The organism is Streptomyces sp. CNQ329 (genome assembly GCF_000482585.1).
In genome coordinates, this window is record NZ_AXVU01000001.1 from 341652 (window position 1) to 354540 (window position 12889).

Annotated in this window: 15 protein-coding genes and 1 pseudogene; 9 read left to right on the forward strand and 7 right to left on the reverse strand. The window is 72.9% G+C overall.

Translation table 11 applies throughout. From position 1 onward, the window contains the following. The first annotated feature begins 108 nt into the window (after positions 1-108). On the forward strand, positions 109-1587 hold the full coding sequence (locus tag I003_RS0101500) for a hypothetical protein (RefSeq protein ID WP_078563642.1): 1479 nt from the start codon (positions 109-111) through the stop codon (positions 1585-1587). Positions 1588-1680: 93 nt separating this feature from the next. On the opposite strand, the gene I003_RS0101505 is transcribed toward I003_RS0101500, so the two are convergent. After that, on the reverse strand, positions 1681-2322 hold the full coding sequence (locus I003_RS0101505; protein WP_027769860.1) for a TetR/AcrR family transcriptional regulator: 642 nt from the start codon (positions 2320-2322) through the stop codon (positions 1681-1683). Positions 2323-2615: 293 nt separating this feature from the next. Here I003_RS0101505 and I003_RS0101510 point away from each other — a divergent pair, with 293 nt between their 5' ends. Genes I003_RS0101510 through I003_RS0101520 form a run of 3 tightly spaced genes read left to right on the forward strand, consistent with a single transcriptional unit; the run spans position 2616 to position 4437 of the window. Beyond that, complete coding sequence (locus I003_RS0101510) at positions 2616-3104, forward strand: ribonuclease FAU-1 family protein (RefSeq protein ID WP_027769861.1); 489 nt, start codon at positions 2616-2618, stop codon at positions 3102-3104. 1 nt (position 3105) lies between these two features. After that, positions 3106-3879 (forward strand): nucleotidyltransferase domain-containing protein, encoded by a 774-nt coding sequence (locus I003_RS0101515; protein WP_027769862.1) that lies wholly within the window; start codon positions 3106-3108, stop codon positions 3877-3879. A gap of 60 nt (positions 3880-3939) precedes the next feature. Further along, complete coding sequence (locus I003_RS0101520) at positions 3940-4437, forward strand: hypothetical protein (RefSeq protein ID WP_027769863.1); 498 nt, start codon at positions 3940-3942, stop codon at positions 4435-4437. Between the two features lie 33 nt (positions 4438-4470). Here the strand turns inward: I003_RS0101520 and I003_RS36650 are convergent. From I003_RS36650 to I003_RS0101550, 6 genes and pseudogenes are all read right to left on the reverse strand, one after another. After that, positions 4471-4620, reverse strand: a pseudogene (locus tag I003_RS36650) (hydrolase); the annotation flags it as partial. Further along, complete coding sequence (locus I003_RS36655) at positions 4599-4751, reverse strand: hypothetical protein (RefSeq protein ID WP_486584046.1); 153 nt, start codon at positions 4749-4751, stop codon at positions 4599-4601. The gene I003_RS36655 and the pseudogene I003_RS36650, both read right to left, overlap by 22 nt. Next, on the reverse strand, positions 4748-5437 hold the full coding sequence (locus I003_RS0101535; protein ID WP_027769864.1) for a phosphatase PAP2 family protein: 690 nt from the start codon (positions 5435-5437) through the stop codon (positions 4748-4750). Before I003_RS0101535 ends, I003_RS36655 begins: the two co-directional genes overlap by 4 nt. Before the next feature lie 9 nt (positions 5438-5446). Then, the gene (locus I003_RS0101540) at positions 5447-6382 is read right to left on the reverse strand and encodes a M56 family metallopeptidase (protein WP_027769865.1); all 936 of its coding nucleotides are present in this window, start codon (positions 6380-6382) and stop codon (positions 5447-5449) included. A gap of 72 nt (positions 6383-6454) precedes the next feature. Next, positions 6455-7021 carry a DUF5134 domain-containing protein gene (locus I003_RS0101545; RefSeq protein WP_027769866.1) on the reverse strand — a complete coding sequence of 189 codons (567 nt, stop codon included), beginning with the start codon at positions 7019-7021 and terminating at the stop codon, positions 6455-6457. A 169-nt stretch (positions 7022-7190) separates the two neighbouring features. Further along, positions 7191-7874 (reverse strand): glycerophosphodiester phosphodiesterase family protein, encoded by a 684-nt coding sequence (locus I003_RS0101550; protein ID WP_027769867.1) that lies wholly within the window; start codon positions 7872-7874, stop codon positions 7191-7193. Between the two features lie 333 nt (positions 7875-8207). Here I003_RS0101550 and I003_RS0101555 point away from each other — a divergent pair, with 333 nt between their 5' ends. The 5 genes from I003_RS0101555 to I003_RS0101575 are packed head-to-tail and all read left to right on the forward strand — an operon-like array spanning position 8208 to position 12863. Next, entirely contained in the window at positions 8208-9617 is a 1410-nt protein-coding gene (locus I003_RS0101555; protein WP_027769868.1) for a DUF6421 family protein, read from the forward strand. A 41-nt stretch (positions 9618-9658) separates the two neighbouring features. Continuing rightward, positions 9659-10441, forward strand: a complete 783-nt coding sequence (locus I003_RS0101560) for an SDR family NAD(P)-dependent oxidoreductase (RefSeq protein ID WP_027769869.1) — start codon at positions 9659-9661, stop codon at positions 10439-10441. Next, positions 10438-11550 (forward strand): threonine aldolase family protein, encoded by a 1113-nt coding sequence (locus I003_RS0101565; protein ID WP_027769870.1) that lies wholly within the window; start codon positions 10438-10440, stop codon positions 11548-11550. Before I003_RS0101560 ends, I003_RS0101565 begins: the two co-directional genes overlap by 4 nt. A gap of 27 nt (positions 11551-11577) precedes the next feature. Continuing rightward, the gene (locus tag I003_RS31310; protein ID WP_051368051.1) at positions 11578-12198 is read left to right on the forward strand and encodes a transglutaminase-like domain-containing protein; all 621 of its coding nucleotides are present in this window, start codon (positions 11578-11580) and stop codon (positions 12196-12198) included. Beyond that, on the forward strand, positions 12195-12863 hold the full coding sequence (locus I003_RS0101575) for a phenylalanine--tRNA ligase beta subunit-related protein (RefSeq protein ID WP_027769871.1): 669 nt from the start codon (positions 12195-12197) through the stop codon (positions 12861-12863). The genes I003_RS31310 and I003_RS0101575 overlap by 4 nt, the downstream gene beginning before the upstream one ends. Positions 12864-12889: the final 26 nt, after the last annotated feature.

Genomic DNA, 12889 nt, shown 5'->3' on the forward strand with positions numbered 1-12889 from the left:
GGACCAAAACTTTCCATTACGGCTGTGTTTCCGTCTGTTGTTCTGTACATGCTTGGCGGGATACTGCCTTGGTTTCAACTGCCAGGCGCCACCACAGGAGGGAACCACGTGACGTCGTTGCACAGATCGCGCGCACGGCGCAGAGGTCTGGCCGCGGCCGCAGCCCTGATCGGGCTCGTCGGCTCGCTGCTGACCGCAGGATCTGCTGCTGCCGTCCCCGGCCCGGGGGACGAGCAGCAGGCCCCCAAGAAGCTCAGCAGCAGTGAAAGGTCGCAGGCACGGGACGCCATCGAGCGCGGAGACGTGCCGGGCGTGGACGAGATCGACAAGAGCGACAACATCGAGCACGTCGCCCACCTGGACAAGCGCGGCCTGCAGGGCACGAACTCCGACATCGCCTTCCAGGGCCACTACGCCTTCGCGGGCAACTACGACGGCTTCGTCATCTACGACATCGCCGATCCCAGGAGTCCCGAGATCGTCAGCGAGGTGCTCTGCCCCGGCTCGCAGAACGACGTGTCGGTCTCCGGCGACCTGCTGTTCCTGTCCACGGACTCGTCGCGCAGCGACGACTCCTGCAGCAGCACCACCCAGCCCGCCACGGAGAAGGACTCCTGGGAGGGCATGAAGGTCTTCGACATCAGCGACAAGCGCAACCCCGAGTACGTCGCCGCCGTCGAGACCGCCTGCGGCTCGCACACGCACACGATGATTCCCGACCGCAGGAACATCTACCTCTACGTCTCCTCGTACTCGCCCAGCCCCACCTTCCCCGACTGCCAGCCGCCGCACGACGGCATCTCGATCGTCAAGGTGCCGCGGTCCGCACCGGAGCGCTCGGAGGTCATCGACTTCCCGGTGCTGTTCCCCGACGGCGGCAACCCGGGGGAGACCGGCAAGTCGGCCACCACCGGCTGCCACGACATCACCGCCTACCCCAAGCTGGGCCTGGCGGCCGGTGCCTGCATGGGCGACGGCATCCTGCTGGACATCTCCGATCCGGAGGAGCCGGAAGTCATCGACCAGGTGCGTGACTCCGAGAACTTCGCCTTCTGGCACTCGGCGACGTTCAGCAAGGACGGCAGGAAGGTCGTCTTCACCGACGAGCTGGGCGGCGGCGGTGCCGCGACCTGCAACGAGGAGATCGGCCCGGAGCGGGGCGCCAACGGGATCTACGACCTGAAGCGCCGCGGAAAGCACTCCGAGCTGATATTCCGCAGCTACTACAAGATCCCGCGACACCAGGCGGACACCGAGAACTGCGTCGCGCACAACGGCTCGCTGGTCCCGGTGGCCGGCGGGCGCGACATCATGGTGCAAGCCTGGTACCAGGGCGGCGTCTCCGTCTGGGACTTCACCGACTCCCGCAGGCCGAAGGAGATCGCCTACTTCGAGCGGGGCCCGCTGTCCGACTCCGAACTCGTCGGTGGCGGCTCCTGGTCCGCGTACTACTACAACGGCTACGTCTACTCCAACGACATGGCCAAGGGCCTGGACGTCCTGAAGATCGACGACCGGCGCACCGACAGCGCGCGCCGGGTGCGGCTGCACGAGCTGAACACGCAGACGCAGCCGGACTACCGCTGATCCGTGCGCGCCGCCGGCCGGCACCCCGCCGGCCGGTACGCCGCTGACCGGCACCGTCCGGTCCGCGTACCCGGCGGTCGTCGCGTCCCGTGGCTACCGCCGGTGCGCGGCCTTCACCGGCGTTCCGTCGGAGGGCAGCACGCCCTCCGGCGGAACGCCGAGGTGCCAGTCCAGCCCGTAGCGCCGGAACAGCTCGCCGCGCAGCCGGTCGAGCGGCATCGGCACCCCCGGCAGCAGCAGCGCGAAGACCGCGCCCATGAGCTGCGCGCGCAGCATCGGGTACTCGGTGTCCGGGTCGGGTGAACCCCAGCTCGCGACGGTCTCGCGCAGCAGGGCCGCGAGCCGCTGCTGCTCCGCGCACTGAATGAAGCCGTCCGCCTGCAGGATGCCGGCCATGTGGTGCCGCATGAGCACGGGATGGTCCTGCGAGAGGCCCAGGATCGCGTCGATGGCGCGGGCCATCCGCTCCTGTCCGTCGTCCGTGTGCGGCGGGCGCTCCAGGGCGGCGCCGAGCGTCAGATGCATCAGCCTGTGCACCGCGGACTGCACCAACTGGCGTTTGCCGGGGAAGTAGTACGACACCAGACCGCGCGCGGAACCCGCGCGTTCGGCGATGTCTCCCAAGGTCGTGCCCTCGAAGCCCCGTTCGTCGACCAGCTCCACCGTGGCCTGCAGCAAGCGCTCCCGCGAACGGCGTCGGAGTTCTTCATTGACTGCGGGCCTGCGGGGGGACATTCTGTAACTCCTGCCTTCACTGGCTGAGAGCCAGTATACTCAGGAAGGCACCCGGCACCGAGGCGAGCACGCCCCGTGCCGGGAGGAAGTGGTGGGCTCGGGCGATGCGGGGGATCGCCTGAGCCCACCATGCCTGGGCGCAGAAATTCTTTGTCCCGCCGGGAACCCGGAGCCCACGTCGGCCGTTTGGCGGTGTGAGGCCCCGCGCTCCCCCGTCGCGGGGCCTCACCAATTGCCGTGGCGCCGGGCTCGCCCCGGCGCCGTACCCGGGGGACGCGTACGGGAGGCAGGGCATGCTGACACCGGGCCGCGAGGTCGAGGTCACGCTGGTCAAGCAGCTCCGGCCGGGTCTGAGCTACCCGGCCGTCGTCGTCCGCGACGACGGCGACCACGCCGTCGTACGGGCTCCCTGGGCCGGTCCGGAGGACCGCGACGCCGGGTACGTGCGGTTCGAGCGGGGCGATGTGTGGACCGAGCACTTCTGGCGCGACCGCTGGTACTCGGTCAAGGAGATCCACGCCGCCGACGGCCGCCTCAAGGGCTGGTACTGCGACGTGGCCCGGCCCGCCCGCGTCGACGAGGACCGGGTCACCGTGCACGACCTGGAGCTGGACCTCTGGCTCTCCGGCGACCGGCGGACCCTCCTCCGGCTCGACGAGGACGAGTTCGTCGCCAGCGGTCTGCCCGAGCGGGACCCCGGGACGGCCGCCCGTGCCCGCGCCGCGCTCGACGAACTGGAGGACCTGGCCCGCGACGGTTTCGGCACACTGCTGGCCGCCTGACGTGACCGCACGGGACGCCGCCCGGCCCCTCCTCGGCCGCTTCCTGGCCGCCCTGCGCGAAGCCGTGCCGCTCAAGGCGCTCTGGGCCCACGGCTCGCTCGCACTCGGCGACTACCGCCCGTACCGCAGCGACCTCGACCTCATCGCCGTCGTCCGCGAGGACGCCGGCGCCGACCCGGCCGTCCGCGGGCGGCTGAAGGCGCTGCACCGCAGGCTCCACCGCGAGGTGCCCCTGGCCGCCAAGCTGCACTGCTCGTACGTCGCCGTGGACCGCCTCGCCGGCGCCGGTCTCGACCACCTCACCTGGGCCCACGCCGAGCTGTTCAGCCGCCCCGTCACCCCGGTCACCCGCCGCGAACTGCACACCGGCGCGCTGGTGCTGCACGGCCCGGGGCCCGCGGAGCTGCTTCCGCCGGTGCCGGACGCGGAGCTGACGGCGTTCATCCGCCGGGACCTTGCGGAGTACTGGCTGCCGGCGACGGCCGGAAGGCGGCGGTGGCTGTACGACGTCTGGGTCGACCTCGGCCCGATCACCGTCGCCCGCGCCGGCGTCACCCTGCGCGAGGGCCGTCTGATCACCAAGGGCGAGGCCCTGGACGTGCTCACCGCGACCGGTGCCCCCGCGCGCCTGGTGGCCGACATCCGCGACCGCCGCTACGCCGAGCACCCGGCCCGTACCGCCCCGCACTGGCGGCTGCGCCGCGCCAGGCTCGCGCGCGACTTCGTCCGCTCCCGCATCCCGGTCACCCTCGCGGAGCCGGGCGCCGGTTCTTGACAGGGGCGGTCGGCGGAGTCCACTGTGCCGTGCACTTCCCCACCCCCGAACGGGAGTCGCATGGCTGTCTACGTCTGCTCGCTCATCGTCGACGAACCACAGGTCATACCCGGCGACGGTGCGTACCACCTCGTCCGTTTCCCTTACGGCACACGGGAGTCGTTCGACGCGCACGGCATGCACCAGGCCGCCCAGCCCGACGGCGAACGCTCCTCCTACCCCGACCGCCGCTCCGGCCTCATCTGGCCGAGCCGCGAGGGCTGGGGGTCGCTGACGGCGATGGTGTACTGGGAGAAGGGCGACTACACCGAGGTACGGGACCGGTTCGTCCGCGACCCCCTCGGCCTCGCCGGGGGCTACGACGCCACCGCGACCGAGGACCACGCCGGTACCCCCGGCGGGGAGTACCGCCACAAACACCACGAGATCTTCGTCCGGCCGCGCACCCCGCTGGCGTTCCTCGTCCGCCACAACGGCGCCAGGAGCGCGCGCGTCATGCACGCGCAGTTCAAGCTGGCCATCCACCCGGCCGCCGAGATGCCGGCCACCGGAAGCTGAAGTCCCGGGCGGGCGGCGGCCGTACGCCCCGGCTCAGCCGGCGAGCCCCAGTACCGGCCGCAGCCCGCCCGGGCGTTCGCCGGGCGGCAGGTGGTCCACCGGGAAGTAGCCGCACCCCAGCGCCGTGGCGCCGCCGTCGGCGCGGCGGTCGTCGCCGGCCATCAGGACGTCCTGCGGCGTCCGGCGTAGCGCACGATCGCGGCCTCGTCGGCGTCGAGCCCCGCGGCCCGGAGCACGGCGCGCAGCCGGCGCTCCGCGGGCTCGATGCGAAACAGCGTCCCGGAGAAGTCGAAGAGCACGGCCCCGGGGCTCATGCGCGTACCTCCGCCGTCTCGTCGCGCACGGACGGCTCCACCGCGCCGTACGCCGCCGCCGTGATCACGGCGACCGCCGCGCCTATCAGGGTGCCGCCGACCACGTCGCTCATCCAGTGGACCCCGAGCCACACCCGGGTGAAGGACACGCCCACAGCCGAGACGACCGCCGCCGTCCACGCGGCGTACCGCCATCTCGCGGGCACACCGGCCGCGCGGCCGAGGCCCCACAGCAGCAGCCCGCAGACCAGCGCGACGGTCATGGCGTGCCCGGAGGGGAAGGCGGCGTGCGAGGCGGAGTCCACCGGGTCGCTCCACTCGGGCCGGTCACGGCCCACCGCGGCCTTCAGGCCGTACTGCAGCGCCCAGCCCACCGCGACCGCGCCGGCCAGCCACAGCGGGAGCAGGCGGGCACCGCGCCACAGCAGCCACAGGATCACGGCCAGGATCAGCAGGCGCATCGTCGAGGTGTCCCAGACCCAGTCCGTCAGCACCCGGTTCGCCCTGGTCCAGCCGGGGTGGGAGACGGCGGCGGAGTGCAGCCGCCGCGCGATCCGGCCGTCGGCGTCCGTCAGCGGCTGCCAGGAGACGGCCACCAGCACCGTGAGCAGGACGCTCAGCGCGGCGAGCACGACGGCGGTGAGGCGCAGGACGGGGGACGGGGGGCGCGGGGCGGCTGCTGTCACGCGGCGACCCTACGCGAGCGCGCTGAGCCCGGGGCCGAATGCGACGAGGAGGGGTACGGCAGGCGCCGCGAGCGCGGCGACGGTCAGCCGCAGCCGGCGGGCCGGGGTGAACCGCGGCGCCGCCGCCAGCAGCCGGTCGACGCGCTGCGGCAGGTGGGCGTGGTGGCCGTGACCGGGACCGAACACGCCGCGTTCCTCGTTGAGTTCGACCAGCGCGGTGGCGAACGTCATGCGCCCGAAGCGGCGCGAGGCGACGTCGTCCGCAGCCAGTTCGCACAGCCGGTGCACCTCGTCGCGGAAGGCCCGGAAGACCGGGATGCGCGGCACGCCCGCGAGGGCGCCCGCGCAGTGCTGCAGCCAGTGGTGGCGGGCCCGGCTGTGCCCCTGTTCGTGGGCGAGCACCGCGTCGAGCTGGCGCTTCTTCAGCCGGCGCAGCGCGGCCGTGGTGATGATGAGCTGGGCGGCCTGCCCGCCGGGCAGCCACCACGCGTCCGGCCGCTCGCCCTCCAGCACCACCAGCCGCTCGGTGCCGGTGTCCTCGCCGGGCAGCAGCGGCGCCCGCCGGCGCAGCTCCTCACGGCGCCGGCGGCGCTGCGCGCGGGCGGTGCAGACCTCGCGGACGAACATCACGGCCGTCCACAGTCCGCCCGCCGCCAGCGCCAGGGCGAGCACCGCGGCCCACGTGGCACCGGTCGTGTCGCCGTAGGCGTCGCGCACCGCGGCCGGCGCCGGGGCGAAGACCCCGCTGTGCACCTGCGCCCAGGCCACGGCGGCGCTCAGCGACATGGCGAGCCCGCAGCACAGCAGCACGGCGGCGACGACGCACTGCCACACCCACAGGGCGAGCACCGGCTCACGGTCCGCCCACGCGGCGCGGGTCAGCACCCGGGGCGCGACCGCGGCGGTGAGGGCGGCGAAGGCGAGCAGCGTGAGCGGGATCACCATGTGATCAGCGTACGGAGCCGGGCCGCCGGCCGGTACGTGTCCGCCCGTGAAGTGACGGACGACACCGGGGAGTCAGAGGGCGAGGAGCATCGCGACCATGCCCACCCCCATGCACACCCGGCACGCACCCGCCAGCTCCGGACGCACGGCCCAGCCGCCGCCGGCGCCCGCCCCGCCCACGACCGCTCCCGGCCGTCCCCCGGCCCCCGCGGCCAGAGGCCGCAGCCCTCCGTACAGCACGTAGAGCACGAAGTACGCCAGCAGCCCCGCGGTGACGGCCGGCAGCCCGGCGGCGGCGCCGTGCCCGCCGTGCTGCGCCGCACCCATGGCCACCGCCATGTACACCATCGCCAGCGCCCCGATCGCGTGGTGCAGGTGGTGCCCCGCGCTGCGCAGCGGCAGGACGGCCCGCACGAACGCGGCCCCGAAGACCACGGCGAACACCCCTGCCGTCCACGCGGCCGGCCCCGGGAGCCCGGCGGGCAGCGCCATCGCGGCCATCCCCAGGCCCATGAGCGCGTCCCCGGCGGCGGCGCGCCGCTCCTCGGCGGCGACGGCCCGCATCCGTAACAGACACAGCCCGGCGACGCCCGCGCCCAGCGCGGTCAGCAGCAGGCCGGCGAGCGGCGGTCCGTGCATCCGCGGGCCCTCTCGGACGACGACGGCGGCGGCCCCGCGTCACGACTGCGGAGTCCGGCCGGCGCCGGTCCGCGCGCAGAGCGCTGTGACGGAGGGCTGCCCGCGCCGCCGCGCCCGCACGCGAGCGCACAGGCGCAAGGGGTGGGCGCAGGGGAGCGCGCGCGGTGGCTCAGGCGGTGAAGCGCACCGAGTGCTTCATCCCGGGGAAGTCCGTCACCACGCCCTGCAGCCGGAGGCCGCGGGCGAGCTTCAGCTCCTCGGGGGTGTTGACGGTCCAGGCGATGACTTGTAGTCCCGCCTCGTGCGCCCGGTCGGCCAGCTCCAGCGTCAGCCGGCGGATGTTCAGCGACAGCATTCCCGCACCGGTCTCGTGGGCGCGTTCGACCACCCCGAGCCCGTAGTGGCTGGCGACCAGCACCCGCGGCACGTCGGGCAGCAACTGCCGCATCTCCACCAGCGCCTCGTCGTGGAACGACAGCACCTCGACGCGGCCGAGAAGGTCGTGCGCGGTCATGGCCTCGGCGAGGGCCTTCGCCGCGGCGACGTCCTTGATCTCGACCTGCAGCCGGCCCTTCACGGCCTTGACGACCTCATCGAAGGTCGGGACGCGCTCGCCCTGGCCGGCGTCGAGCTCGCGCAGCTCGGCGAGCGTGAAGTCCGCGATGGGGCCCTGGCCGTCCGTCGTGCGGTCCACGTCCGGGTCGTGCATGACGACCAGGTGGCCGTCCTTGCTCAGATGCAGGTCGAGCTCGATGGCGTCCATGCCCTCGCGATCCGCCCGAACGAAGGAGCGGATCGTGTTCTCCGGCTCGACGCCCATCAACCCGCGGTGACCGATGGTCAGAAATGACACTGCGCTCTCGCCCTCCGTCGGCGGTCCGTCACAGACTGGCGCAAAGCCTAGGCCAATTCGGGGAGATCGACACCGGTCGTGCGCGGTCCGCACGGCGGGTTCCGGCGGAGTGGCGGCCGGGGGCACCCGTACGTGGGAGGGCGTCACCGCGCGGCTGCACCGACCCCCGCAAGGCGGGGGGAACGGGAAGGGCCAGGGTCTAAACCATCCTCTGCCGGAGAATTTGCGCTCTATGCCCGTGGAGTGCGTAAGGTTTCCCGGCGCCCGCTTGAGAGAGACGGGTCGCCGACGATACGGTGGTCAAACGGGAAGTTCTCAACGTAGGAGTGGTCCATGACGGAAATTCTTGCTTCCGCGACCGCGGAAGGTGACGTTCTGTCCGCCGCGGACGCCCCGCGCGCAGTCGAGCACCCTGCCTGGGCGAGGCTGAAGGCCGCCGTCGAGGAGATCCGTCCCTGGCAGTCGAAGGACGGCTCGGTCGACTTCGAGGCCGAGGGCGCCCCGGCGCGTCCCGCCGCCGAGGACGCCGTCGAGCGGGTCGCCGCAGCGGTACGAGAGCTGTCCCCCCTGCTGCCGCACGACGCCGCCTACCACGATGCCGTCGTCGCCGACCTGCGCCGGTGGGCCGCCGACGGCTTCGGCGTGCCCGACTTCCTGGACTCGGTTCTCGCCTTCCATCCCGCGGACCACCGCGCCGACGGGCTGCAGCACCTCGTCGTCTTCCCCATGTACACGCAGAACGGCAACCCGGACCGCAACATCGAGGCCGTCGTCATCCGCGTGGTATGGCCCGACTGGCTCGCCGAGCTGGAGCGCACCCGCTACGACAACCCCATGTTCCTCGGTATCACGTTCGAGGACTTCACCTCCGGATACGACACGAACTCCGCCGTGCTCTTCCCCGAGACCATCGCCATGCGCGAGGTTCCGCCGCGCTTCACCTGGGGCGCCATCTTCTGCGACCGCGAGGCCGCCCGCTTCCGCCACGTCAGCGCCGCGGCCATCGGGGCCACCGGCCTGGAGCTGCCCGAAGAAGCCCGCGGACTGCTCACCGACCAGGAGCGCGCCCAGCAGACGTTCGTGCTGTGGGACATGATCCACGACCGCACGCACAGCCACGGCGACCTGCCGTTCGACCCCTTCATGATCAAGCAGCGGCAGCCGTTCTGGATGTACGGCATAGAGGAGCTGCGCTGCGACCTCACCGCCTTCCATGAGGCCGGCAAGCTCGCCGCCGACGGCTTCCCGCAGGGCCGCGACGTGCAGTACACGGTGCTGATGGACCGGCTGTTCCGCTTCCCCGTCACCGGCGAGCGCAACCGCAACTACGACGGCCTGGGCGGGCAGCTCCTCTTCGCGTACCTGCACAAGCACGACGCGCTGCGCTGGACCGACAACCGGCTGTCCGTCGACTGGGACCGGGCCCGCGAGGTCACCGGCCGGCTGCGCAACGAGATCGAGACGCTGTACCGCGAGGGCATCGACCGCCCGAAGCTGGTCCACTGGTTCAAGGCGTACGACCTGGTCTCCACCTACCTCGCCCCGCACCCCGGCTCCACCTGGGCCAAGGGTCCCGACGCGCTCGATCTGACCAAACCGCCGCGGAAGCTCGTGGACGACGTGCTGCCCGACGAGTTTCCCCTCAGCATGTTCTATGAGGCCCTTGCCAAGAAGCTGCGCAAGGTGATCGAGTCGACGCGGGGCATCACGGCCGGGAGCGCCGAGCTGGCGGACGCCGCGTGACGGACCCCGCGGTCGGCAGGACAGCCGAGGAGGAGATCGTCATGAGTCCCGGGGCACACGGCAGTAACCCGGACGGCCCGCTCGCCGGCGCCGTCGTGGCCGTCGCGGGCGCCGGCGGGCCGGCGGGACGGGCGGCGCTGTGCCGCCTCGCCCGCGCCGGCGCCACCGTCGTCGGCTGCGACGCGGATGCCGAGCGCCTGGCCGAGGCCGTCGCCGCGGCGCGGGCGGCGGGCGGCGGCACGGCGACGGTCACCGGCGACACCGTCGACCTTCTCGACCCGCAGGCCGCGCGGGTCTGGGCCGAGCGCATCGAGAAGGACCACGGCCGCGTCGACGGCCTGGTCCACCTCGTCGGCGGCTGGCGCGGCTCGCGATCCTTCGCCACCACCGATCTGGCCGACTGGGCGGCGCTGCACGACCTGCTTCTGCGTACGGTGCAGCACACCTCCCTCGCCTTCGACGAGCCGCTGCGCCGCAGCGACCGCGGCCGCTACGTCCTCGTCAGCGCCGCCGGCGCCAGCCAGCCCACCGCGGGCAACGCCGCGTACGCCGCCGCCAAGGCCGGTGCCGAGGCGTGGACCCTGGCCATGGCCGACGGCTTCCGCAAGGCCGGGGAGGCCGAAGGGCTGGACCGGCCCGCCGCGGCGGCCGTCATCCTGGTGGTCAAGGCGCTGGTGAACGACGCGATGCGGGAGGCGAAGCCGAACGCCAAGTTCGCGGGCTTCACCGACGTGGACGACCTTGCCGACACCATCGCGGAGGTCTGGGACAGGCCCGCGCAGGAACTGAACGGAACACGCCTGTGGCTCACCGCCCAGCCATGACCACGACGACCACACCGGCCGGGGAAGAGCCCGCCGGGCAGCCGCAGCGCACGGACGCCAAGCGCCGCCACGACCCGGCGGTGCGCGGCTTCGCCAGTGACAACTACGCCGGGGCGCACCCGGAGATCCTCGCCGCGCTCGCCCTCGCCAACGGCGGCCACCAGGTCAGCTACGGCGAGGACGACTACACCGCCCACCTGCAGCACGTCTTCCGCGGCCACTTCGGCATGGACGCCGAGGTCTACCCGGTCTTCAACGGCACCGGGGCCAACGTCGTCGCGCTGCAGGCCGTCACCGACCGCTGGGGCGCGGTGATCTGCGCGGACACCGCCCACATCCACGTCGACGAGTGCGGCGCCCCCGAGCGGGTCGGCGGGCTGAAGCTGCTGCCCGTGCCGACCCCCGACGGCAAACTCACGCCCGAGCTGATCGACCGCGAGGCGCGCGGCTGGGACGACGAGCACCGCGCCATGCCGCAGGTCGTCTCGATCACCCAGGCCACCGAGTACGGCACGGTCTACACCCCGGCGGAGATCCGCGCCATCTGCGACCACGCGCATCGCCACGGCATGCGCGTCCACCTGGACGGCGCCCGGATAGCCAACGCGGCGGCGGCTCTGGACGTGCCGATGCGTGCGTTCACCAACGTCGCCGGCGTCGACATCCTCTCCTTCGGCGGCACGAAGAACGGCATGCTCCTCGGCGAGGCCGTCGTCGTGCTCGACCCCGGCGCCGTACGCGCCATGAAGCACCTGCGCAAGCTGTCGATGCAACTCGCCTCCAAGATGCGCTTCGTCTCGGCCCAGTTCGAGGCGCTCCTCGCCAAGGACCTCTGGCTGCGCAACGCCCGCCACGCCAACGCGATGGCCCGCCGCCTCGCCGACGGCGTACGCGGCATCGACGGCGTGGAGGTGCTGCACCCCGTGCAGGCCAACGGAGTTTTCGCCCGGCTGCCGCACGATGTGTCCCTGGCGCTGCAGAAGGACTTCCGCTTCTACTTCTGGGACGAGGCGGACGGCGTGGTGCGATGGATGTGCTCCTTCGACACCACGGAGGAGGACGTCGACACCTTCGCCGCCGCCGTCGCGGAGGAAATGCGCAGGACGTAACCGCCGCATGCCTATACGCTCCTGCGCATGGAACTCCAGCAGGAGCGGCCCGATCTGTCCGCCTACCTCGCCGCCGACGCGGTCGTCGACCACGAGCACCCGCTCGTGGCCGGGACCGCGCACCGGCTGCGCGAGGTGGCGGAGGATCCGGAGGCGTACGCCAAGGGCGCCTACGAGTTCGTACGGGACACGATCCCGCACTCCAACGACGCCGGGGACCTGCGCGTCACCTGCCGCGCCTCGGACGTGCTGAAGGCCCGCACCGGGATCTGCTATGCCAAGGCCCACGCCCTCGTCGCCCTGCTGCGCGCCCAGGGCATCCCCGCCGGCTTCTGCTACCAGCACCTCGGCGTGCTGCACGGCCTGGTCGCGGTGCGGCTGCCCGGACGCGGATGGGCCCGCCAGGACCCGCGCGGCAACAAACCGGGAGTCGACGCCCAGTTCCGCCTCGACCGCGAGCAACTGGCCTTCGTCCCCGACCCGTCCGCCGGCGAGCGCGACGACCCGCTGGTCCGCGCGTCGCCCCACCCGGCTACCCTCGAAGCGCTCCGCACGGCCGCGGACCGCCGCCACCTGGACCGCATCCTCCCCACCGCCCCGCCGACGGGCCGAAGCCTCCCGCCGCCGAACCGCAGAAGGACCGCATGACCCTCCGCACCCACATCGCCGACGACGTACGCGCCCTCGCCCCCGGCTTCGCCCACGTCGCCGTCCTCGCCCGCGGCCTCGTCGGCGGCCCCAGCGACGCCGCCGGTGAGGCACTCCTCGACGACGCCGCCCGCCGCCTCGCCGCGCGCCTCGGCGACACCCCGCCGCAGCAGGACCCGCACATGCAGGCATGGCGGGCCGCGTACGCCGCCTTCGGCGCCAAGCCGTCCAAGTTCCGCAACTCCGCCGAGGCGCTGGCCCGCCGCGCCCTCACCGACGCCGGCCTGCCGCGCATCAACCGGCTGGTCGACATCTACAACGCCGTCAGCGTCGCCCACCTCGTCCCCGTCGGCGGCGAGGACACCGACCGCATCGACGGCGACATGCACCTCGTCCGCGCCACCGGCGAGGAGCGCTTCGACGGCGAGCACCCCGAACCCGGCGAGGTCGTCTGGTGCGACGGCACGGGCGTCACCTGCCGCCGCTGGAACTGGCGCCAGGGCGTGCGCACCCGGCTCACCGAGGAGTCCGAGAACGCGCTGTTCCTGCTGGAGCGGCAGGAGCCCATGTCGTACGGGGAGCTGACCGCGGCGGCGCAGGAACTGGCCGAGGCGCTGCAGAAGAGTTCGCCGGGCGCCGACATCGAGATCCGCGACCCGGCCTGAGGCCCGCCGCCGCCCCCGGCCACCCC